Source organism: Sphingobacterium sp. SG20118 (assembly GCF_044740685.1).
Lineage (GTDB): Bacteria > Bacteroidota > Bacteroidia > Sphingobacteriales > Sphingobacteriaceae > Sphingobacterium.
The window spans coordinates 1,544,239-1,566,057 of the sequence record NZ_CP172826.1 but is presented as its reverse complement, the minus strand read 5'-3'; the positions used below and the strand labels follow the sequence as shown (position 1 = coordinate 1,566,057).

Below are 21,819 nucleotides of genomic sequence, written 5' to 3'. Positions count from 1 at the left end.
ACTTATATGATAAGAAAAGAGCAATAAAAAGAAGGAAGTAATTAGATATTCGGTTATAAAACCCCTGATTAAATGCCTCAATTACAATTCTAGTCAGAATAACATTTTGTCATTTTTCGATAAATGACAAAAGCATACTCTCACTAAAAAGACAGCTATTTGCAGGAGTAAATGTCATGATTAGAAAACAGAGGATAAAGGAGTAAATAAGTATTTGTACCTCTCTTATCATGAGCAACGATAAGTAAATTTAAATAAAATATATTAAAAACCACTACATGCAATACAAAAAAAGGCTTAAAAATTAATTTAAGCCTTTTACTATTATTTGTTTCAGTTTATTTATTAGGAATTTCTTTCAAAATCTGCTTGACAAATGCCCAATATTTTTGAACAGATGAAATCGACACCCGCTCTGCTGGCGAATGTGCCCCTAGAATTGTGGGGCCAAAAGAAATCATATCCATCTCAGGGTAATTAGTGCCCAATATACCACATTCTAAGCCCGCATGACACGCTACAACTTTTGGTTCTTCATTATGTTGCTCCACATAAATACGTTTCAGAACTTCTAAAATCTCTGAATTTGCATTAGGTGTCCAACCTGGATAAGAGCCGGAAAATTCAACATCAAATCCTGCTAATTCAAATGTTGCTTGCAATGATTGCGCTAAATCAATTTTAGAACTTTCAACAGATGACCGAGTCAAGCATTGGACATTCATTTTCCCATTTTCAACCGTAACCTTAGCTATATTATTCGAAGTTTCCACTAAATCTTCAAAATCTGCACTTACACGATATACGCCATTTTGAGCAGCATAAATAGCATTTACCAGCAACTGTTGATCCAAAGGAGAGATAACACGAGCAGGAACAGTAGTTAATTTCTCAATGGTAATCGTCAAATCTGCATCAACCGTCTTAAACTCATCTTGGATGGATTTTATAAGTGGTGCTAAATCTGAAGCAAAATGATCTTCATGTTCCGAAGATACAATTACCGTCGCAACTGACTCACGTGGTATGGCATTTCGTAAGCTTCCGCCATTTAAAGTAGCGATTTGTAAACCAAACTCTTCGTAAGATTTATATAACAACCGGTTCATGATCTTATTTGCATTCCCCAAGCCTTTGTGAATTTCAATTCCAGAGTGACCGCCATTTAAACCTTGAACTTTAATTTCAAAAGCTACCGCTCCAGAAAGACTTGCCTCCTCTTTATAAGACTTCGTTGCAGTCACATCAATCCCACCAGCACAACCGATATCGATTTCATCATCTTCTTCCGTATCCAGGTTCAACAAGATGTCTCCTGTAAGAATTCCTCCTTGCAAGCCCATTGCACCGGTCATACCCGTTTCTTCGTCAATTGTAAATAAAGCCTCTATAGCAGGATGCTGGATATCTTTAGAAGCTAAAATGGTCATAATAGTCGCAACACCAATTCCGTTATCCGCACCTAGCGTTGTTCCTTTAGCTTTTACCCAGTCGCCATCGACAAACATGTCGATTCCCTGTGTATCAAAATCAAAAACAGTATCATTATTTTTTTGATGCACCATATCCAAGTGAGACTGCAATACAATCGTTTTACGATCTTCCATACCAGTCGATGCCGCTTTTTTGATTATGACATTCCCAACATGATCTTTACTAACCTCAAGTCCTAATTTTTCACCAAAATCTAACATGAATGCGATAACGCGTTCTTCCTTCTTAGAAGCACGAGGAACTGCATTCAATGCAGAAAAATTTGCCCATAACTCTTGTGGAGCTAAGGCATCTAAATTATTATTTGCCATAATTTTTTCTATTTCAACAACAAAGTTAGTTTTTTTGAAGTAATTTCGGCCCATGGATAACAAGAATCTAACGAATCCGTTTTATCGTGAATCTGGAAAAGAGCTTTTTGAAAAAAGACTTCAGGCTAAAATGCAGATTAAAAAATTTAATGATACAGAACCAAAATCTTTTAAAGAACGGCAGCTGGTCATTAAAAATCTATTGAATACAAAAACCAATCGTTTTTTTATTGAGCCTCCATTTTATTGTGATTATGGGTTTAACATCTCCATTGGCGACAATTTTTTCGCCAATTACAACTGCACGTTACTAGACGCCGCTCCGATTATTATCGGTAAAAACGTTTTATTTGGACCACAGGTATCCTTATTTACCTCTACTCATGCCATTCATCCGGAAGACCGTGCAAAAGGTTGGCAATGTTCAAAGTCCATCACAATAGCCGACAATGTTTGGTTAGGAGGTAATGTCATTGTTAATCCAGGTGTTCATATAGGTGAAAATAGTATTATTGGATCGGGGTCTGTTGTTACAAAAGATATTCCTGCCAATGTGATTGCTGCAGGAAATCCATGTCAAATAATCCGGACCATCACCGAAGCAGATAGACTGGAGATCAAAGATGCCGATGACTTTTAATCAGGACTAAGTCAAATTCATTCAATAACAATCTTATTTTTTAACATTCCTGTAAAACTATTTAAGTTTGTTACTTGTTTAAGACATTAAGCCGGGTATATATGATCAAAATGACTAAAATTAGATTTCTTTCTTTATATGTGATACTTCTTCTCCTGCAGGTCCTGATTTCAACACGAACGCTACATGCGCAAGATTACATACAGGAGTATAGAGATACCGTAAATAAATTTAAACCATTAAATGATACAATATACTCAGATGCAATAATTTGCCACAGTAGTTCAGCTAATTCATCACCAACTGTCCTTCAAAATAAAAATTATCAAAACAAAATATATCAAATCCCCAATTATCAAGATACGATTAACCATAACCCCAGAAAGCACTTTGCTAGAGCGGGAACTGAATGGTTTATGTTTCAAGCATTACCCGCCTCGTTCAATTATTTTATAAGAAAAGATCCCTATTCTCATATTACATTAAACAACTGGTTCAAACATTTAAAACCAAATGCATGGGCATGGGACGATAATGCGTTTGCAACTAACCAAATCGCTCATCCTTATCATGGCCAGTTGTATTTTAATGCATTCCGGTCCAATAACTATTCATTTTTACAATCATCCCTCGCCACCCTAGCAGGAAGCTTTATATGGGAAACAGCTGGAGAAACACAAGCACCATCGATTAACGATTTAATAAACACCACTTATGGTGGGATTATTTTAGGAGAAATAACACATCGGATTTCGCAAAATGTCTTATCAAGACCAACAAATTCGCTAGCCGAACGACAAGGTAAAGAAGTGTTAGCCTTTTTTATTAACCCTGTCAATGGCTTGAACCGGTTGTTAGATGGACGTTGGGGCAGAGTGGTAAAAGGTTCTGTAAAAGACTCTTCAAATGTCAAAGCAGAGATTGATTTTGGTATTCGCCGATTCGACACGAAGGACTTAGATATCATTAACAAGGGAAAATCAGATTATTTTGTTCGATTGAGTCTTATTTACTCCAATGATGACATGGAGAAGAAAAAACCATTTGATGATTTTTACGTCAATCTAGAAGTCGGCGGAGACGACAGTTCATTTGTCAACACCGTCAATATATATGCATCATTATATGGCAAACGTGTATTAAAAAATTTACCAGGACGACATCTTGGTGTTCTTTCTGCTAATTATGACTTTTATCATAATGAGGCATTCTTCTACGGAGCACAAAGCTTAAACTATAATATGATTTCGACCTTTAGTTTAGGTGGAAACAATCATTTAAGAACAACTTTGGGTGGAGGTCCTGTATTACTTGCAGCGGTACCTGACCCCTATCTTCTTTTTGGTGACAGCAGAAACTACAACTATGGCCCTGGTATAGATATTCGTGGTGCAGGTGAAATAAGTGTATGGAAAAGATTTAAATTTGGAGCGCAATATCACGGAGGTTACTTTGTGACCATCAGCGGTAATGAATCACACTATTTTTTACATACTGCTTCCGTTAGTGGTAGTCTACGCTTATTGAAAAACTTCTCTATCAACCTAAACTCAGGATATTTTAGATTAGAAGGCAATTTCAAAGATCATCAGGATATAGATAAAAGCTATCCTTTTGCTCGACTATCTCTTGGTTACAATGTATTGTTTTAAGGGCCGATCAAGTTAATTCATCAGATAAAAGAATTTTCATACGCACATATTCTAATCCCTTTTTGAAAAAGGACTGGCTCTGTATTTTCATGCCAAACCCTTCGTAAAAAGATACCGCTCCTATTCGAGCATCGCAAAATAGCGAAGAGGCCCGCCACAGTCTACAAAAGTTAAAAACCGCATGAAGCAACGCTGTACCTATGCCGTAACCTTGAAAATTAGGCAATACTGCAAATTTTCGAAATTGATAACATCCCTCATCAATCTCAAAAACAGAAATAACACCAACCAATACCCCTTCTATAGTCGCTGCAAAATGTGTTCCTTCAAAATCATCATCAATCATCACATCTTTTAAAGAGCCATGCGGATATAATACCTCTTGACGGATTTTCCAAGTACGTGAAGCAATAACTTGTTCGATATACAATTGATCTATTTTCATGCTATGGCATATTTAATAAAAAGATAACGACATGCGTGTAACCAAACAAGCATAATTCTTTTGAGCCTATTTCGTTACAAATAGTTTTCATTTTATAAAAATTCGAAAATTTTAGATAAACAATGAATACTGTAATTTCAATAGCCTAAAATAATAAAATAACTTCTCCAAACGCACCCTTCTTTGCCCTAAATTATCACAAGTCGTAGAATAACTAACAATATTAGTATATTTGCTAAAATTAATAGAAATATGTCCGATCGTATATTTAAAAAACTTCATATTCTAGCAGATGCCGCCAAATACGACGTAAGTTGCAGTTCAAGTGGTAGCAATAGAGCTAATAAAAATAAAGGGATTGGCAATGCCAATCAGAGCGGCATTTGCCATTCCTATACCGAAGATGGTCGTTGCGTCTCTTTATTAAAGATCCTATTGACCAATCATTGCATTTACGATTGTGCCTACTGTGTCTCCAGAAAAAGCAATGATATCGAGCGTGCGGCATTCACCGTACAGGAGGTTGTTGATCTAACTATCAATTTTTACAGAAGGAATTACATTGAAGGGTTATTTTTAAGTTCTGGTATTTTCAAAAATGCCGATTACACGATGGAAAGATTAGTTTCCATTGCTAAAAAATTACGGTTAGAGCATAAATTCAATGGATACATCCACTTAAAGACCATCCCCGGATCAAGTGATGAACTCGTCCATGAAGCAGGCTTATATGCCGACCGTCTGAGCATCAATCTAGAAATTCCGACAAAAGAAGGGCTCAAACTCTTAGCGCCAGATAAAAGCCGTGAAGAAATGATTCTGCCCATGCGCTATCTCAAAAATGAAATTATTAGAACTAATGAAGAACGAAAGGTCATCAAATCTACCCCAACCTTTGCGCCAGCAGGCCAAAGTACCCAAATGATTATTGGTGCATCTGGCGAATCCGATAAACACATCATATTGACGGCTCAGCATTTTTATAAAAAATATCATTTGAAACGCGTCTATTATTCCGGATATGTTCCCATTTCCTATGATAAACGACTACCTGAAATCGGTACAGCTGTACCCATGGTACGAGAGAACAGATTATATCAGTCCGATTGGCTCATGCGTTTCTATGGTTTCAAAGCAGAAGAGATTGTCAATGATACCCATCCTTTATTGGACCTAGACATCGATCCAAAACTAAGTTGGGCCTTACGAAATCAGCATGCATTTCCTGTTGATATCAATAAGGCCAATTATCACACTATTTTACGCGTACCCGGAATTGGAGTGCAATCAGCAAAAAAAATCATCATGGCTAGACGCTTTGGTCCATTGCGCATTGAAAATCTTCAAAAACTTGGCGTCGCCACCAATCGTGCAAAATACTTTATCACCTGTCTTGGTTTTCAACAGATCTATGCAGACAAATCTGGAACAAATATCAAGCAGTATATATTAGCTCAATCGACAAGCAAGTATACCAAAAACAATAGTCAACAATTAACCTTGTTTTAAAATGCTAAAAACACTTCTCTATGATGGCAGTTGGACGGGTCTGATGACCATAGTATTTTGCTCCTACGAATATAAATGGCAAATTGCGACTATCCAACACAATGGCCAATACATACAGTCAGGCTTATTTGTTACCACAGAAAACATCATCTCAGACGATGATAAAGCTAAACGTGTCCTCCTCGGATTGGAAAAGAAAATAGGCATTCAGGGTATCAAAGAATTGTATTACGTTTTCCTTTCAGAAATAAAACATCGTGAGCTCTTGATCCTGCGTAGTATCTCCTATTATTTTAAATCAGAAAACAAATCCAATCACAACTATGCTAATGACGATATCTTACAGATAAAAAAGATAGTTCTTTCAGTATCAAGAGAAAAGCACCGTTTAAAAGCATTTGTCAGATTTCAAAAAATGAAAGATGGATTATATTTTGCCAATCTTGAGCCTGATTTCAATGTATTACCCTTGATGGTCAACTTTTTCAAAGAGCGTTTTGCAGATCAAAAATGGCTTATCTACGATTTAAAACGCCATTTCGGCATCTATTATGATTTAGATCAGGTAGTAGAAGTACAATTCAGCAATACTTTCAATAGCGATTACATAGCCTTCCATTTAGATGATGAAGAATTACGTTATAGTTACCTCTGGAAACATTACTTTGATTCGGTCAACATTAAAGAACGTAAAAACACAAAATTGCATGTGCAAAGTCTGCCTAAACGGTATTGGAAATATTTAAATGAGAAAAATTTATTATAAAAATCATATTTTTACAAAACCAAAGTCAGAAATAAACTGTTTATTTAAATAAAAAGAGATGACTATAAAAAATATTGAAGACGAGAAAAAAGGTCAAATAGTTGCAGAAATTGATGGTAAAGAAGCTGGTGTTATGGGATATACTTGGGCTGGGGAAGATAAATTCATCATTGACCATACTGAAGTTCACCCTGGATTTGAAGGCAATGGAGTTGGTAAAAAACTAGTGCTAGAAGCAGTAGATTATGCCCGAAAGAAAAATGTTAAAATAATGCCCCTTTGTCCTTTTGCAAAATCTGTTTTCGACAGAACAGAAGCATTTCAAGATGTCCTGTTTTAAGCCTTTAATCGAAGTGTTAAAGACAAATTCATTGGTAACAATGAGCCCAAATAATGAAAGTAAAACTGGTAAGTCATAGTTTATCATCATCGCAGACTAAATGCTGCAGATAAAGACATCAGTGTTTTGCAATTCGCAAATCAAGACATCTTAAGTAAAAATAGACATTAAAAAAAAGACGCTTCCATTTTTCTGAAAGCGTCTTTTTTATACTTATTGATTGTTCAACTTAAATCACAACATTGATGATTTTACCTTTCACAAAGACAAGTTTCTTCAAAGGCTTACCATCCATAAAACGCTGTACATCTGGATTTGATAGGACAATCTCCTCAACAGCTTTTGCATCTAAATCTAATGCTAACAAAAGGTTTAATTTCATTTTACCATTGATAGAAACAGGATAAGCGAATTCCGACTCAACTAAATAATCTGCAATAAATTCTGGATAATTAGCATAAGAAATAGCACCGTCCTCATTACCTAACAATGACCACAATTCTTCAGAGATATGTGGAGCATACGGTTGAAGTACTACGATCAGTTGCTCCAAAATAGCACGCTTATTACATTTCAGGTCTGTTAACTCATTCACACAAATCATAAATGCCGAAACCGAGGTATTGAAAGAGAATCTTTCAATATCTTCCTCTGCTTTTTTAATGATTTTATGCAAAGCTTTAAACTCTGCTTTAGTAGGCTGCTCATCAGATACCGCAAAGTTACCCGCTGCATCATGAAATAATCGCCATACTTTTCTAAGGAACTTATATACGCCTTCTATACCATTCGTGTTCCATGGTTTTGCTTGTTCCAATGGTCCTAAGAACATTTCATACAGACGCAGCGTATCTGCACCATAAGCTTCAATGATATCGTCAGGATTGACCACATTGAACTTAGACTTAGACATTTTTTCTACTTCTGTGCCACAGACATATTTACCATCTTCCAAAATAAATTCAGCATGCGCATAATCCGGTCTAGAAGCTTTGAATTTATCTACATTCAATACATCATTCACCACGATATTAACATCTACGTGCAATGGAATCGTATTATATTGATCCTTCAATCCATATGACACATAGGTATCCGTCGCTTTCCCCTCATCACCCAATATGCGATACACAAAGTTAGAACGACCTTGGATCATTCCTTGGTTGATCAACTTTTTGAAAGGCTCCTCCTCATTATGAAAACCCAAATCCTTCAAAAACTTATTCCAGAAGCGTGAGTACAGCAAGTGACCTGTAGCATGCTCAGAACCACCAATGTATAAATCTACCGACTTCCAGTAAGCAACCGCTTCTTTAGAAACAAAAGCTTCTGCATTTTGAGGATCCATATATCTGAACCAGTACCAAGAAGAACCTGCCCATCCTGGCATTGTACTCAATTCATACTCGTATTGATCCTCATACTTCCAGTTTTCTGCACGCCCCAAAGGTGGCTCACCAGTTTCAGTAGGTAAGTATTTATCGACCTCAGGTAACAATAAAGGTAGCTCCTCTTCTTTGATCAAATAAGGTAAACCATTTTTGAAATATACAGGAACCGGCTCACCCCAGTAACGCTGACGACCAAAAATAGCATCACGCATGCGGTAGTTAATTTTTGCCTTCCCTAATTTCAATTCTTCCAATTTAGCAATCACAGCAGTCACACCCTCTTGATAGTTCATGCCATTCATAAAATCAGAGTTGATATATTTGCCATCCTTATTAGCGTCAGCTTCCTCTTCGATTTGCTGCGAATCAGAAATCTGAACAATAGGCAAATTAAAATGCTTTGCAAACAAATAATCACGTTGATCTCCCGAAGGAACCGCCATTACAGCACCTGTTCCATAGCTTGCCAACACATAATCAGCAATCCATATCGCAACGTCCTCTCCTGTGATCGGGTGTTTAGCATATGAACCTGTAAAAGCACCCGATACCGTCTTCGTATCAGACATACGATCTAGTTCCGATTTTTTACTCGTCTTATCAATATATGCACTGATTTCAGCTTGTTGCTTATCAGTCGTTAATTTAGAAACCAATTCATGCTCCGGAGCCAAAACAACAAATGAAACTCCAAATATAGTATCCACGCGTGTAGTGAACACTTCAATATTCGTATCCAATTGTGGAACCGGAAACTTCACCAAAGCACCAACAGACTTGCCGATCCAATTACGTTGCATCTCAACCAGTGGTTCTGGCCAATCAACAAGCTCCAATCCTTGCAACATACGATCAGCATATGCCGTAATACGCATAGACCATTGCATCATCTTCTTCTGTTCAACAGGGTGTCCGCCACGCTCAGAAAAGCCATTGATCACCTCATCATTGGCAAGCACTGTACCAAGAGCAGCACACCAGTTCACCGTACTTTCACGTAAGTAAGCGATACGGTATTTCAACAACTCACGCTGTTGTTTCTCTTCATCAAAGGCAAGCCATTCTTCAGCAGTAAACGATAATACATCATCATCAGAAACAGCATTAATTCCTTTAGAACCAGATTTTTCAAAACGTTCAATTAAAGTATCGATTAACTCTGCTTTATCCGACTCGTTGTTATACCAAGAATTGAATAACTGCATAAAAATCCATTGCGACCATTTATAATATGCCGGTTCTGAAGTACGCACTTCTCTGCTCCAATCAAAAGAAAAACCAATGTTATCCAATTGCTCACGGTAGCGATTTATATTCGCTTCAGTCGTAATGGCAGGGTGCTGTCCAGTTTGGATCGCATACTGCTCTGCAGGTAAGCCGAATGAATCATATCCCATAGGATGCAAAACATTGAAGCCTTTTAAACGTTTATATCTTGAAAAAATATCCGAAGCGATATAGCCAAGTGGATGACCGACGTGCAGACCCGCTCCAGAAGGATAAGGGAACATATCTAATACATAATATTTCGGTTTTTCATGCGTATCCGCTGATTTGAATGTTGCATGATCGGCCCAGAATTTTTGCCACTTTTTTTCTAACGATTTGTGATTGTACTCCATTTTTGTATTGAGGAATTTTGTAAGACTTGCGAAAATACGATTTTAATGGCGAATTGTAAGAAAAGTTTTGTAGTTTAAACAATAAATGATAGTATTGAAAAGTTAAATACAGAGGGGGCATCGAATTTTACACTTTTTATCAGAAAGTTATTACAAGTTTAATTCGAATTAATCCTCTCAAATCATTACTTTCGCAAATAAATTTTTATTGCTTATTATGTCAGAATACGAATCAAGCACGCAAAAAAGAAAAACAAAATCAGTTTATGTCTCTACAGTTATTAGTATTGCATTAGTGCTTTTAGTAACTGGATTGCTAGGTCTATTACTTGTTCACGCAAAGAATTTATCTAAATACGTAAAAGAAAATATCGTTTTAAACGTAATTGTTAACGACGGTACCAACGAAGGAGACGTTCTTTCCTTACAAAAGGATTTGGAAAAGGATAATTATGTGCTCCGTTCAGAGTATATCAGCAAAGAACTGGCCGCCAAATCTCTAAAAGAAGATTTAGGAGAAGACTTCGTGCAATACTTAGGGCACAACCCTTTACTTCCATCAATTGATGTCTATATGAAGGAAGATTATGCAAACACCGATAGTATTAAAACCTTTATTGATAAAATCTCTCGCAACAGCAAGATCAAAGAAGTTGTTTATCAAGAATCTCTAATTGACATGGTCAATAAAAATGTCCGTATCATCAGTATCGTTGTATTAGCCTTTGCCGCGATTTTATTAGTAATTGCCGTAGCATTAATCAACAACACCATACGTCTAGCGATTTATTCTCAAAGATTTTTAATCAAAAGCATGCAATTAATTGGAGCAACGAAAAATTTCATTCGTAAACCATTTATCACCTACGGTATTATCCATGGATTATTAGGCTCTTTAATTGCTATTCTATTGTTAATATTTACATTAAAATTTGCACAGCAACAAATTCCAGAATTGGTATTTTTAAGAAACTGGTATGAGTTTGCAGCTATCTTTTTAGTAGTAATTGCAATCGGAATCCTAATTTCTGGCTTAAGTACATACTTTGCCGTTACCAAATATTTAAAAGCAAAATCTAACGATTTATACAGTTAAAAATGGCTCAAATCAAAAAATCCCCAACGACAAACAAAGGTTCATTTGTTTTCACAAAAGTAAATTATCAATTATTTATAGTTAGTATAATCATTGTTATCATTGGTTTCTTCTTAATGAGTGGTAAGACAGATATCTATAATTTCACTAAAATCACTTTAGCACCCATTGTCATCGTACTAGGCTTTGCATTGGGTTTTGTTGCCATTCTTTACAAACCAAAATCTAAATAAAAGAAAAGCCAAACTATGTCTTTATTTGAAGCCATCCTTCTAGCTATTGTAGAAGGCTTAACTGAATATCTTCCGATTTCGTCTACAGCACATATGGGATTTACTGCAGCTTTAATGGGTATGCAGGAAAGTGAATACCTTAAAATGTTTCAGGTATCTATCCAATTTGGTGCTATTCTTTCTATTGTAGTACTTTACTGGAAGAAATTTTTTGACGTTAAAAACATACAGCTCTATTATAAATTAGCAATCGCTGTTATCCCAGCGCTAGTTCTAGGAAAACTATTAGATGACAAAATTGAGGCCGTATTAGGGAATCAAATCGCTATTTCTACCGTTTTGGTACTAGGTGGTGTCGTTCTCTTATTTGTTGACAAATGGTTTAAGAATCCTAAAATTTTAGACGAGAAAGATATTCCTATTAAAAAAGCATTGATTATCGGTTTTTGGCAGTGTTTAGCGATGATGCCAGGAACTTCACGTTCTGCAGCCTCGATCATAGGGGGTCTGACCCAAGGGTTGGATAGAAAAGCTGCTGCTGAGTTTTCATTCTTTTTAGCCGTTCCTACGATGTTGGCAGTAACGGTTTATTCCGTTTTTGTAAAAACTTGGGGAGAAGGAACAGCCCATGCACAAAAAGGGTATGAAATGATACTTTCGAGCAATGAAAACATCATCGTTTTTATCGTAGGTAATGTTGTCGCATTTGTCGTTGCAATGATTGCTGTAAAGTCATTTATAACGGTTCTAACGAAATACGGATTTAAGTTCTGGGGCTGGTACCGCATTATTATTGGTATAGCTTTATTGGTGTTTTTTTGGAATAACTAATTCCTAAAACTATCTAAAATGCACTTCTACTTTCGGTATCTATCGTAAAAATTATTAGTACCTTTGCAAAAAAAGCAATTAAAGTTCAGCTTGATTTTATTCAATTAGACTTTGTTTCTAACAATACCCTAATTGAAAACAATAATCAATGATCTAATGCAAATTAATGAATGGAAAACAACGAAAAAGATCAAATAGAACAGGCATTTTCATTTGCCGAGGGTCAAATGTTATTGATAGATAAACCGCTTACTTGGACAAGTTTTGATGTGGTTGGTAAAATCCGAAACTCAATCAAACCTCTAAAAATAAAAGTAGGGCATGCAGGTACATTAGATCCATTAGCAACAGGATTGTTAATCGTATGTACAGGTAAATTCACAAAAAAAATAGACAGCTACCAAGCAGAAGACAAAGAGTATACCGGCACGATCACTTTAGGTGGTACTACCCCCTCTTACGATCTCGAAACAGAAGTTGATGAGACCTTTCCAACCGATCACATTACGGAACAGATGATTCACGATGCTGCGAAGAGTTTTGAGGGTGATATAGACCAATATCCTCCCGCTCATTCAGCTATCAAGATAAACGGAGAACGTATTTATGAAAAAGCACGTCGTGGTGAAACAGTCGAATTAAAAACTCGAAAAGTATCCATCAATAGCTTTATCATCGAAAAAATCGATATGCCAATTGTCCATTTTAGAGTATCCTGTAGTAAAGGAACGTATATACGCTCACTCGCTTACGACTTTGGAAAAACACTCCATAGCGGTGGTCATCTGAGCTCGTTAAGAAGGACCAAAAGCGGCGAATACCATGTTGATAAAGCATGGAATTTAGAAGAATTAATCCACAAAATAAAGGCTCACAAAGAAATTAGTTTAACAGCACCTCAGGCTTAATATTGAGGTTCTTTTTGTTAATCTCCCGCAAATATTTCATTAAATGAAAATTTATAGAAGTTTAGATGATTTTAAAGCATTGGATAATGCAGTTGTCACCATAGGTACGTTTGACGGTGTACATATTGGTCATCAGAAGATATTAACTCATTTAAAAGAATGTGCAAAAAAAATCAATGGTGAAACGGTATTATTAACCTTCTACCCGCACCCAAGACTTATTATCAATCCTGATGATGATAGTTTACGTCTCATTAACGATATTGAGGAAAAAGTGAGTAGACTTGCGCAACTGGATATCGATCATTTAATCATCACCCCTTTTTCAAGGGATTTCTCAAACCAGACTCCAGAAGAATACATTAGTAATGTATTAGTTGGAAAACTGGGAACTAAAAAGATTGTCATAGGTTATGACCATCATTTCGGAAAAGATAGAAAAGGTTCATTAAAAGATCTTCAACAGTACGCAGATATTTTTGATTATTCGGTGGAACAAATACCCGAACAAGATATCAACGATGTAGCAGTATCATCGACCCGTATTCGTCTTGCATTGATAACTGGTGATATAAACACAGCAAACCTGTACCTCGGTTATCCATTCGAATTAACAGGAACAGTCATTAGAGGAGACCAAATTGGTAGAACCATTGGTTTTCCAACGGCCAACCTTCAAGTGCATGAACAACATAAGCTTATTCCTGCCTATGGTATTTACGCCGTAGAAGTACATATTTTCGATCACTTGCAAAATATTACAACTGGCGAATATATCGAAAACGAGCCCCATACCGTTGCGAAAGGAATGGGATATATAGGAACCCGCCCCACTGTAGACGGGATGAACAGAAGCATTGAAATCAGTCTATTTGATTTCAACGAAGATATCTATGGAAAGACATTACGTGTTAAATTTTTACACTTCATCCGTCATGATGAGCGATTTGATTCTTTACAAGAAATGAAAGATCAAATCCAAGAAGACGAAAGACAAATTAGAGCTTTACTTTTCTAAAATAAAAATTATAATAAAAAAGGGCCAGCGATAAACGCTGGCCCTTTTCTATTATAATTTAATCTGAACTACCAAATTACGATTCTATCATTTTTAGGGACAAATAACTTATCCCCTTCCTTGGTATCAAAGGCATCATGGAATCCATCCAAATTGATAATAGGTGCAAAAGCACGGTACTGCGCTGGCGAATGTGGATCGGTCTTCACTTGATTGACCACAAACTCATCCGTTGTTTTAGTTCTCCAGATAGTTGCCCAAGACAAGAAAAAACGTTGTTCTTGCGTATATCCATCGATTAAACCTGGATTTCCTTTATCTTTCAAATACATCTTCAATGCATCAAAAGCAACGGAAGAACCGCCTAAATCACCAATGTTTTCACCTAAAGTAAAACGACCGTTCACCTTCACACCTGGTACAGGTTCGTAAGCCTCAAATTGTTTTACCAAAGCATCAGCAGAAGCTTCAAACTTAGTTTTATCCTCTTCAGTCCACCAATTGTTCAAGTTACCATTTCCGTCATACTTCGCACCTTGATCATCAAATCCATGAGACAACTCATGTCCGATAACTGCTCCGATACCACCAAAGTTAACCGCTGCATCTGCTTTATAGTCATAAAATGGTGGTTGTAAAATTGCTGCAGGAAATACGATTTCATTAAATAATGGGCTATAATAAGCATTGACAGTTTGAGGTGTCATTCCCCATTCGCTTTTATCTACAGGCTTACCCTGTTTCGCTAGATTTTGCTCAAACGACCATTTTTGTGCACTCATTACATTGTCGAATAAGGATGATCCTACATTTAAAGTAGCGTAATCTTTCCATTTATCCGTATAACCAATCTTAACATTGAACTTAGCCAATTTTTCCAATGCCTTTACTTTAGTTTCCGCAGACATCCACTTCAAGTCATTGATATGCTGCTCAAAAGATTTGATCAGATAACCAACCAATTCTTCTGCTTGTTCTTTTGCTTCAGGAGGGAAATTTTCTTTTACATATAACTTTCCTAAAAGCTCTCCTGCAACACTGTTTACAAACTCAACACCTCTTTTTTCAAGATCGCGCTGCTCTTTTTGTCCTTTTAGTTTTTTACCCCAGAAATCAAAATTAAGCTGGTCCAAATCTGCCGTTAGATACGATGCAGCATCATTCATCACGTTAAATTTTAATACTTCTTTAATCGCTTCCAGATTCTCAGGTTTCAACACCTTGTCCAGATTTTGGTAATATGCCAGTTCCGAAACGATTACCGTATCCGACTTAAAACCAGTGTCTTTCAGATATTTTGCAATATCTATATTTTTGACCATTTTCTTCAGGTCGGAAACAGCAACAGGATTATAGCGTTTATCAGCATCACGAGATTGCTCTACTGTCTTTAGATTTTTAGCCAACTCCTTTTCAAAAGCAACGATTTTAGGACCCTTTAAGTCACGTGTACGTTGCCCTACTTTACTATACAACGTAGAAATGAAGTTGGAGTAATCACCTAGTGTTTCTGTGTTTTTAGCATCCAACACTTGATAATAAGAACGCCCTAAACCTAAACTTGCTGCTCCTAAATAAACCGTATTGACATTACTGTTTTTTAAATGCGCATATACATAAGCTCCAAAAAAAGGATTGCCACCGATTGGGGTCACCTCCACCAGATAATTATACAATCCATTAAAATCCTTTATTGCCTCTATTTTATCCAAATAAGGTTTAATCGGACTTATCCCCAATTGATTACGCTTATCAAAATCAATATAAGAACGATACAGATCACCGATCTTTTGACCGTCTGTGCCTTTTTCAAATGTTGTACTTAGCGATTCTTTCAAAATCTTTAAAGTCGCAATATCCGTGTTTTCACGTAACTCGTCAAAAGATCCCCATCGCGCTTTATCTGAAGGTATCGATACTGTTTTCATCCACTGGCCATTTACAAAATTGTAAAAATCATCCTGAGGACGAACACTCTTATCCATAAATGCTGTATTGATAGCTGGATTTTGCTGTGCAAAGAGAACCCCTCCACACATCATTAAAGCAGCAAGAACTGAATGTTTTTTCATATTACCGTTTATTTGTTTTAATTTAATGACAAACTTAATAAAAGTATGTATTAAGTTTACAAGGTCGAACATTTAATTTCTATATGTACATCGAAATCGCTGGAAAAAATTATAAAATCATGACAACGGACTCCAAAAACGTCCGATTGACTATACAACACAATACCCCGACCGTCATCGCTCCAGCGGACATTGACATCGATACATTAGAGCAGTTTATCAAAAACAAGAAAATCATTAATCCGGTTACTGAAGAAATCGAGTATCACGATCAGCCGCTTCGATTTTTTCAACAAAACTATTTACTCAAAATCATTAAGAACAGTCCTTCAAACAAGATACAGGTTAAAAATAAAATCGTTACCCTGTATTGTAAGGGAAATGCTGACTATCAAAAACGGCTAAAAGCTTGGGGAAAACAGTTTGCACTACAGCAGTTGTCAGATTTAATCAGCTACTGGGAGCAAGAGTTGAAAGTCTTAGTAGGAACAATCAAACTTAGGACATTGACAAACAATCTATATATCCTTCATCCTAACAATAACATTACTTTTAGCAGCGCTATAACCTGCTTATCGGTTACAGAGCTCACCTACCTTACATTTAGGGCACTAGCAGAGCACTTTGCTTTTACCCCGCACGTAAGAGCAGCTTATTTTCCCGAAGAGCAGGATATGGAACACCAAATTGCTTATACACTAAAAACATGTCAATAATCAAATTAAACATAGCGATCACAGATACAGAAGTAAAGAAAGTCGAACAAAATTTCGCTTTACTACTTGATAAAATCACAGCGGAGGATCGCAAAAAGATACAGGAAACTGGTATTCGATAGCCTAGCAGATAAAGATGGTGCTCCGCAGATTGGAGATCTTACCATCACGAACTTCACCTTTAACGAGAACCAAAAGAAGGGACAATTTCGCATCACCTTCAATATCGACCGTCAATTCTGTTGCAGCGATACAAGCTCCTGCCAGTCCGACTATATGGATTTCGATTTCACCTACGCATCCAATACCCTAGCAGCTGTAGGTCATTTTATGAGTTGGGATATGGACAATTAAAATGGAAATACCGAGCCGCTTTAAAACCAATACCTCCTCCTTCCACCATTATTGGACAATGGGTGCTGGAGTAGGTCTTTTAGAAAAACTACAGCAGAAACCAGATCTCAATCAGGCGAAAGATTTTATCCCCTACCTCTTCTCCTACGATGAACTAGCCGATACATTGGTCAAGCAACTGCATCAACAAGTTGGATTTACCAATGGACAGCAGCTCATAAAAGATTATATCGCAGATCCAACTGCTGTCGCAGCACCCTTTAAAGAAGCGCTAGATGTCTTTTTCAACCAGATAGACCCTTCGCCATCATGGCTCGATTGGGAGCTTCTGGAAAGTGGAATAGACCTTAGTCAACGCGCGGGGCTAAGTGGTTTAATTGTACTGCGCGATTACTGCCTTATGGGTGGTTACGAATCAGCTGCCATCAACAAACCCTTAATTTATACAGGAGCTTTGAAAAAAGGAGCTGTAAAGCGACTTGCTGACACTGTAGATTTCTGGGTAGATGTCATGGGAAAAGGTGCTTTAAGAAGGAATCAAATTGGATTTCAGAAAGTCATTGAAACCCGCATGATCCACTCCTTCTCCCGGATCAATATTCTAGCTAAAACAAACTGGGACAAAACCGAATGGGGTATTCCACTCAATCACTGGGACATGCTAGCCACCAATCTGGGCTTTTCATTAGTCTTTATGGTGGGCTTACAGCGCATGAAGTTTCAAATTATTCCGGAGGAGATAACAGGGCTCCTTCATCTCTGGAAATACATCGGTCATCTATTAGGTATTCCCCTGCAGCTGCTCCCGGATACCGAGGAGCAGGCTATCGAGTCACTTTATTATTGGACTATGACACAAAAGGAAGGTGATGCCGATTCCAAATTATTAGCCCATGCACTTCAAGAGGAACCTATAGTAGCCTACTATCCAGAGTCCGCTTTAGGACGTAAAATGATGCGGGAAATCCACCTGTACTACAACCATTACCTCTTGGGCAGTTATTCCTGTCGGATTTTAGGACTCGATACAACAAAAATCGGTGCCATCGCCTATTTAAATGTATTAAAGAACAAAATGCGAAACAGCAAGGCCAAACTAGCACAACAGCGACATCTGCTTATCAAAAAAGGAAGAGCCGAACAATTGGAGGTCAAAAGAATCTACCTTACCTACAACAAACGAGCGAACAATAAAAATCAATAACTTACCTACTTATTTAAAGTGATACCGCTTGCTTTCAACATTGTCTTGAACTTTGCATTGCGAATGTAACTATTGAAAGCATGGCTTTCCATACCTGAAAAATCAGTTTTATCAAAACAGGTGTATTCCTTTATCAGCTCATTGTATACATTATCTTTATATCCCAGATCTGTTGGGTTCAATTTATCGGCAAGAAAGCCGAAAAATTTCTTTAGCATCTTATCCGTATTATTGATCGTGATGTGTATTTTCTTCACCTGAGGACTAAAGGAACAAAAAGATTCATCGCCCACTTCTTTGGATTTAAAGTCTTTTAAACCAACTGCTGGGGCCAACATGATACAGGTAATCCGATTTTTATTCTCCATCAATTCTTTCGCATTATCAACATCGACTTTATGTATTTCCTTGATTTCTTTCACAAATTTCTCATTGAAATGCGGCTCGGCCAATGCACTCAAGACTACTGATGCGCCCCTACTGTGCGAAATGATATAAATATCTTTATTAGACATGGTATTCAGCACACGTCTTAAGCCAAACTCACCTGCCATCTGACTGAAGGATGTCGCCGTAAACCAAATTTTTGCACCTGCAAAAGGATTACTCGTCCACAGACCGTCCCAGTAAAAACGGACAATTTCATCGTCTTTCGTATTGATTTTAATGAGCTTTTGGATATAACCGTAGCTTTCATTCACCTCTTCGTTATTGGCATTAAATCCATGAACAAAAATAAAGACACGTTTCTTTGTCTTCACATGCTGTTTAAAATCTTTAAGTTTTTGATTTTCAAACCCCGTTAGATCATCTGTGATACCCCGATCTGCCGCAATTTTCATCAAAGAGTAAGCGTCCCTTTTCCCGTTACGAGGAGGATTACCATAGGTCTTACGCCAATTATCAGGATAGAAATTGCCATTTTGATCCACAAAAGAGTTGGATATATTAGGCTGGACAAATGAGTTAGGTTTCTGTGAAATAGGCACATTATGCATGATTCCACATGAAGTTATAAATACCAGAAATATTAAATAGCGTAAGTTTGAATGCATATAGCTTTACAGTAATTGAAATTATTGATACAACGTCGTCATTCGAAAATTGTTTTACTCCAACTCGATATATAGCCGACATAAAAAAATTTAACACACATTATTCCGAGATTCTACAGCTAACTCAATCCATCCCAAAATCTCGGCACTATGTTTGGTAATGAAATCATTCAGAAAAGGCACATCAGCAAGGTCATGGGCTTTTTTTTCTGATTGATCAACATCTTTTTGAGCCATATTTTATGAAGTATCTGTACATCAAAAACATATTAATAAATAGTGTTTTCGTATCCTTTCTGTTCATTTCTTGTCAACAAGGCCAACCCAACAGTAGTCCACAAGGAAATCGAAATGATATTACCAAAGATTCAATAGCAGCAGAAGATAAAAAAGAAAAGAAGCCTAAGACCGCAGATGATATCGAAATAACCAAAGAATTACAATATACAAAGTATACATTAGAAGACACTTATCCCTATAAGGATACAGTGAGACAATTTCAATGGGATAAAATAAAAGAAAAACTGGCCTTTATCGAAAACTTTCAGGATGGCAGATCCATATATGGCGTTTTACAAAACTACCAAAATTCAAATGGAGAAGCTCCAACCATACCCAATTTCAAAAGAGATGCCTACAAGCGGGTTTCAGATTCATTAGGTACGGAGCGCTATCAGGCAACACCGCTATATACTGAAGGAGAAACAAAACTTCCGACCATCTATGGCAAAGATGGTTGGTTGGTCAAGCTACAGAGCAGTGATACCTTAAAGTATGTGAAAATAGCTGGAGTATCTTTTGAGGGAGAATGGGAAGTTCCTAAACGATATCTTAAAACCATTGGAGATTCAGTAGTTTATGATAAAGTCATCATTGTGGATGTGACGAACCAGAATATTTGTACACTAGACAAAACTGAAAAAGGTTGGATCGTACGCAGTATGAATCCCGCTACCACTGGCGTACATAAACCTCCACATGCTCAAGAGACACCTACTGGCATCTTTGTTCTCCAAGAGCATAAATCCAAAATGTTCTATTATAAAGACGGAACAAAGAGCATTGAAGGATATGCACCCTATGCCAGTCGTTTTACAGCCGGGGCCTATGTACATGGCGTTCCGGTAAATAATCCAAAAGGAAAAATAGTAGAATATAGCCAAACATTGGGTACAACACCACGTTCGCATATGTGTGTCAGAAATGCGTCATCACATGCCCAGTTTGTTTATAAAAGGTCAAAAGACCTTCAAACTTTAGTCGTAGTTATTGATTAACAATAATTAACACATTGATTTACAATTTTTTAGTATCTTTAATTCTTAAATTTGCAGTCGAAAACAATTAAGGATTAAGTATGGAGAAATTAGTGTTCATTTTATTTATAGGGTTATATGCATCTGTCTTTTCAGATTCAAAACATGTAACTAAACCAGAAATTGAAAAAAAAGAAATTGTAATTACTAAAGAAATATCAAAAGTAGATTCACTCTACCAGAGCATGAATCTTAAGAATGTTGTCAATTACAAGGCATTCAAAGAAGCGATGGAAGGCTATACTTTACTTCCTGCTAAAAACAAAGATGTATTATCAATCATCGATTTTACATTAGCATCTACAGAAAAAAGACTTGTCGTATTGGACCTCAAAAACGAAAAAGTACTTTATCATTCAGTCGTCTCTCACGGTAAAAATAGCGGTAGCAATTTTGCTACTTCATTCTCAAATCGACCAGAGTCGTACCAAAGCTCATTAGGCTTTTACATTACAGAGAATACTTATCAAGGGGCCAACGGATACTCTTTAGTATTAAATGGATTAGATAAAGGATTCAATGATAAGGCCAAATCAAGAGCTGTAGTCATCCATGGTGCTGACTATGCAAATCCAAGTGTCGTTAGCTCATTAGGGCGCTTAGGTCGCAGTTATGGATGTCCAGCATTGCCAAGGGCATTGAACAAGCCTATCATCAACACCATAAAGGATGGTACCTTGCTCTATATCTATGCTGATGACGAAGAATATCTCGCCAAATCTAAAGTATTGAATCAGCGTAACGAACTTATGGCCCACTATCAAAAAGATATGGCCGATAAATTCGGTACCTTAAATTAATAAAAAAAATGCCTTCAATACATATGTATTGAAGGCATTTTTCATT

At 36.8% G+C, this 21,819-nt stretch carries 21 protein-coding genes; 15 read left to right on the top strand and 6 right to left on the bottom strand.

The window, feature by feature from the left end; translation table 11 throughout:
- Positions 1-338: 338 nt before the first annotated feature.
- Positions 339-1,805 (bottom strand): aminoacyl-histidine dipeptidase, encoded by a 1,467-nt coding sequence (locus tag ACFX5U_RS07330; protein WP_400262900.1) that lies wholly within the window; start codon positions 1,803-1,805, stop codon positions 339-341.
- 52 nt (positions 1,806-1,857) lie between these two features.
- Between ACFX5U_RS07330 and ACFX5U_RS07325 the strand changes: the two genes are divergently transcribed.
- Together ACFX5U_RS07325 and ACFX5U_RS07320 are read left to right on the top strand one after the other, a co-directional pair.
- Positions 1,858-2,445 carry a sugar O-acetyltransferase gene (locus tag ACFX5U_RS07325; RefSeq protein WP_038697498.1) on the top strand — a complete coding sequence of 196 codons (588 nt, stop codon included), beginning with the start codon at positions 1,858-1,860 and terminating at the stop codon, positions 2,443-2,445.
- Between the two features lie 110 nt (positions 2,446-2,555).
- A complete protein-coding gene (locus ACFX5U_RS07320) occupies positions 2,556-4,097 on the top strand; it encodes a DUF3943 domain-containing protein (RefSeq protein ID WP_400262899.1) in 1,542 nt (513 codons plus the stop codon).
- Between the two features lie 7 nt (positions 4,098-4,104).
- Here ACFX5U_RS07320 and ACFX5U_RS07315 read toward each other — a convergent pair whose 3' ends face one another.
- A complete protein-coding gene (locus ACFX5U_RS07315; protein ID WP_400262898.1) occupies positions 4,105-4,542 on the bottom strand; it encodes a GNAT family N-acetyltransferase in 438 nt (145 codons plus the stop codon).
- Positions 4,543-4,794: 252 nt separating this feature from the next.
- On the opposite strand from ACFX5U_RS07315, the gene ACFX5U_RS07310 reads away from it, so the two are divergent.
- From ACFX5U_RS07310 to ACFX5U_RS07300, 3 genes are read left to right on the top strand one after another with little or no spacing between them, the layout of a single operon-like run.
- The gene (locus ACFX5U_RS07310; protein ID WP_400262897.1) at positions 4,795-6,051 is read left to right on the top strand and encodes a putative DNA modification/repair radical SAM protein; all 1,257 of its coding nucleotides are present in this window, start codon (positions 4,795-4,797) and stop codon (positions 6,049-6,051) included.
- A 1-nt stretch (position 6,052) separates the two neighbouring features.
- A complete protein-coding gene (locus ACFX5U_RS07305; protein WP_400262896.1) occupies positions 6,053-6,817 on the top strand; it encodes a TIGR03915 family putative DNA repair protein in 765 nt (254 codons plus the stop codon).
- Between the two features lie 58 nt (positions 6,818-6,875).
- Positions 6,876-7,157: a GNAT family N-acetyltransferase gene (locus tag ACFX5U_RS07300; RefSeq protein ID WP_038697490.1), complete on the top strand. Its 282-nt coding sequence runs from the start codon at positions 6,876-6,878 to the stop codon at positions 7,155-7,157.
- Between the two features lie 229 nt (positions 7,158-7,386).
- Here the strand turns inward: ACFX5U_RS07300 and leuS are convergent, their stop codons facing one another.
- On the bottom strand, positions 7,387-10,170 hold the full coding sequence (leuS, locus tag ACFX5U_RS07295; protein WP_400262895.1) for a leucine--tRNA ligase: 2,784 nt from the start codon (positions 10,168-10,170) through the stop codon (positions 7,387-7,389).
- A gap of 217 nt (positions 10,171-10,387) precedes the next feature.
- Here leuS and ACFX5U_RS07290 point away from each other — a divergent pair, with 217 nt between their 5' ends.
- The 5 genes from ACFX5U_RS07290 to ACFX5U_RS07270 all read left to right on the top strand — a co-directional run bounded on the left by ACFX5U_RS07290 (position 10,388) and on the right by ACFX5U_RS07270 (position 14,256).
- On the top strand, positions 10,388-11,266 hold the full coding sequence (locus ACFX5U_RS07290; protein ID WP_280568864.1) for an ABC transporter permease: 879 nt from the start codon (positions 10,388-10,390) through the stop codon (positions 11,264-11,266).
- 2 nt (positions 11,267-11,268) lie between these two features.
- On the top strand, positions 11,269-11,499 hold the full coding sequence (locus ACFX5U_RS07285; RefSeq protein ID WP_038697484.1) for a DUF3098 domain-containing protein: 231 nt from the start codon (positions 11,269-11,271) through the stop codon (positions 11,497-11,499).
- Between the two features lie 15 nt (positions 11,500-11,514).
- On the top strand, positions 11,515-12,330 hold the full coding sequence (locus ACFX5U_RS07280; protein ID WP_038697481.1) for an undecaprenyl-diphosphate phosphatase: 816 nt from the start codon (positions 11,515-11,517) through the stop codon (positions 12,328-12,330).
- A gap of 170 nt (positions 12,331-12,500) precedes the next feature.
- Complete coding sequence (gene truB / locus ACFX5U_RS07275; protein WP_400262894.1) at positions 12,501-13,238, top strand: tRNA pseudouridine(55) synthase TruB; 738 nt, start codon at positions 12,501-12,503, stop codon at positions 13,236-13,238.
- A gap of 43 nt (positions 13,239-13,281) precedes the next feature.
- Positions 13,282-14,256 (top strand): bifunctional riboflavin kinase/FAD synthetase, encoded by a 975-nt coding sequence (locus tag ACFX5U_RS07270; RefSeq protein WP_038697476.1) that lies wholly within the window; start codon positions 13,282-13,284, stop codon positions 14,254-14,256.
- Between the two features lie 68 nt (positions 14,257-14,324).
- Here the strand turns inward: ACFX5U_RS07270 and ACFX5U_RS07265 are convergent, their stop codons facing one another.
- The gene (locus tag ACFX5U_RS07265; protein ID WP_400262893.1) at positions 14,325-16,328 is read right to left on the bottom strand and encodes a M13 family metallopeptidase; all 2,004 of its coding nucleotides are present in this window, start codon (positions 16,326-16,328) and stop codon (positions 14,325-14,327) included.
- 83 nt (positions 16,329-16,411) lie between these two features.
- Here ACFX5U_RS07265 and ACFX5U_RS07260 point away from each other — a divergent pair, with 83 nt between their 5' ends.
- From ACFX5U_RS07260 to ACFX5U_RS07250, 3 genes are all read left to right on the top strand, one after another.
- Positions 16,412-17,044, top strand: coding sequence for a YgjP-like metallopeptidase domain-containing protein (locus ACFX5U_RS07260; protein WP_400262892.1), 633 nt, complete (start codon positions 16,412-16,414; stop codon positions 17,042-17,044).
- 66 nt (positions 17,045-17,110) lie between these two features.
- Positions 17,111-17,398 (top strand): hypothetical protein, encoded by a 288-nt coding sequence (locus ACFX5U_RS07255; RefSeq protein WP_400262891.1) that lies wholly within the window; start codon positions 17,111-17,113, stop codon positions 17,396-17,398.
- Between the two features lies 1 nt (position 17,399).
- Positions 17,400-18,602, top strand: a complete 1,203-nt coding sequence (locus ACFX5U_RS07250) for an oxygenase MpaB family protein (RefSeq protein ID WP_400262890.1) — start codon at positions 17,400-17,402, stop codon at positions 18,600-18,602.
- A gap of 5 nt (positions 18,603-18,607) precedes the next feature.
- On the opposite strand, the gene ACFX5U_RS07245 is transcribed toward ACFX5U_RS07250, so the two are convergent.
- A complete protein-coding gene (locus tag ACFX5U_RS07245) occupies positions 18,608-19,657 on the bottom strand; it encodes an alpha/beta hydrolase (RefSeq protein WP_280568880.1) in 1,050 nt (349 codons plus the stop codon).
- Positions 19,658-19,747: 90 nt separating this feature from the next.
- Complete coding sequence (locus ACFX5U_RS07240; protein WP_280568883.1) at positions 19,748-19,894, bottom strand: hypothetical protein; 147 nt, start codon at positions 19,892-19,894, stop codon at positions 19,748-19,750.
- Between the two features lie 5 nt (positions 19,895-19,899).
- Between ACFX5U_RS07240 and ACFX5U_RS07235 the strand changes: the two genes are divergently transcribed.
- Positions 19,900-20,934: a L,D-transpeptidase gene (locus ACFX5U_RS07235; RefSeq protein WP_400262889.1), complete on the top strand. Its 1,035-nt coding sequence runs from the start codon at positions 19,900-19,902 to the stop codon at positions 20,932-20,934.
- An 80-nt stretch (positions 20,935-21,014) separates the two neighbouring features.
- Positions 21,015-21,773, top strand: coding sequence for a murein L,D-transpeptidase catalytic domain family protein (locus tag ACFX5U_RS07230; protein WP_400262888.1), 759 nt, complete (start codon positions 21,015-21,017; stop codon positions 21,771-21,773).
- The last annotated feature ends 46 nt before the right edge of the window (positions 21,774-21,819 follow it).

Coding starts and splice junctions, on each gene's coding strand:
- ACFX5U_RS07330 (WP_400262900.1), bottom strand. CDS start 1,805: ATGGCAAATAATAATTTAGATGCCTTAGCTCCACAAGAGTTATGGGCA.
- ACFX5U_RS07325 (WP_038697498.1), top strand. CDS start 1,858: ATGGATAACAAGAATCTAACGAATCCGTTTTATCGTGAATCTGGAAAA.
- ACFX5U_RS07320 (WP_400262899.1), top strand. CDS start 2,556: ATGACTAAAATTAGATTTCTTTCTTTATATGTGATACTTCTTCTCCTG.
- ACFX5U_RS07315 (WP_400262898.1), bottom strand. CDS start 4,542: ATGAAAATAGATCAATTGTATATCGAACAAGTTATTGCTTCACGTACT.
- ACFX5U_RS07310 (WP_400262897.1), top strand. CDS start 4,795: ATGTCCGATCGTATATTTAAAAAACTTCATATTCTAGCAGATGCCGCC.
- ACFX5U_RS07305 (WP_400262896.1), top strand. CDS start 6,053: ATGCTAAAAACACTTCTCTATGATGGCAGTTGGACGGGTCTGATGACC.
- ACFX5U_RS07300 (WP_038697490.1), top strand. CDS start 6,876: ATGACTATAAAAAATATTGAAGACGAGAAAAAAGGTCAAATAGTTGCA.
- leuS (WP_400262895.1), bottom strand. CDS start 10,170: ATGGAGTACAATCACAAATCGTTAGAAAAAAAGTGGCAAAAATTCTGG.
- ACFX5U_RS07290 (WP_280568864.1), top strand. CDS start 10,388: ATGTCAGAATACGAATCAAGCACGCAAAAAAGAAAAACAAAATCAGTT.
- ACFX5U_RS07285 (WP_038697484.1), top strand. CDS start 11,269: ATGGCTCAAATCAAAAAATCCCCAACGACAAACAAAGGTTCATTTGTT.
- ACFX5U_RS07280 (WP_038697481.1), top strand. CDS start 11,515: ATGTCTTTATTTGAAGCCATCCTTCTAGCTATTGTAGAAGGCTTAACT.
- truB (WP_400262894.1), top strand. CDS start 12,501: ATGGAAAACAACGAAAAAGATCAAATAGAACAGGCATTTTCATTTGCC.
- ACFX5U_RS07270 (WP_038697476.1), top strand. CDS start 13,282: ATGAAAATTTATAGAAGTTTAGATGATTTTAAAGCATTGGATAATGCA.
- ACFX5U_RS07265 (WP_400262893.1), bottom strand. CDS start 16,328: ATGAAAAAACATTCAGTTCTTGCTGCTTTAATGATGTGTGGAGGGGTT.
- ACFX5U_RS07260 (WP_400262892.1), top strand. CDS start 16,412: ATGTACATCGAAATCGCTGGAAAAAATTATAAAATCATGACAACGGAC.
- ACFX5U_RS07250 (WP_400262890.1), top strand. CDS start 17,400: ATGGAAATACCGAGCCGCTTTAAAACCAATACCTCCTCCTTCCACCAT.
- ACFX5U_RS07245 (WP_280568880.1), bottom strand. CDS start 19,657: ATGCATTCAAACTTACGCTATTTAATATTTCTGGTATTTATAACTTCA.
- ACFX5U_RS07240 (WP_280568883.1), bottom strand. CDS start 19,894: ATGGCTCAAAAAGATGTTGATCAATCAGAAAAAAAAGCCCATGACCTT.
- ACFX5U_RS07235 (WP_400262889.1), top strand. CDS start 19,900: ATGAAGTATCTGTACATCAAAAACATATTAATAAATAGTGTTTTCGTA.
- ACFX5U_RS07230 (WP_400262888.1), top strand. CDS start 21,015: ATGGAGAAATTAGTGTTCATTTTATTTATAGGGTTATATGCATCTGTC.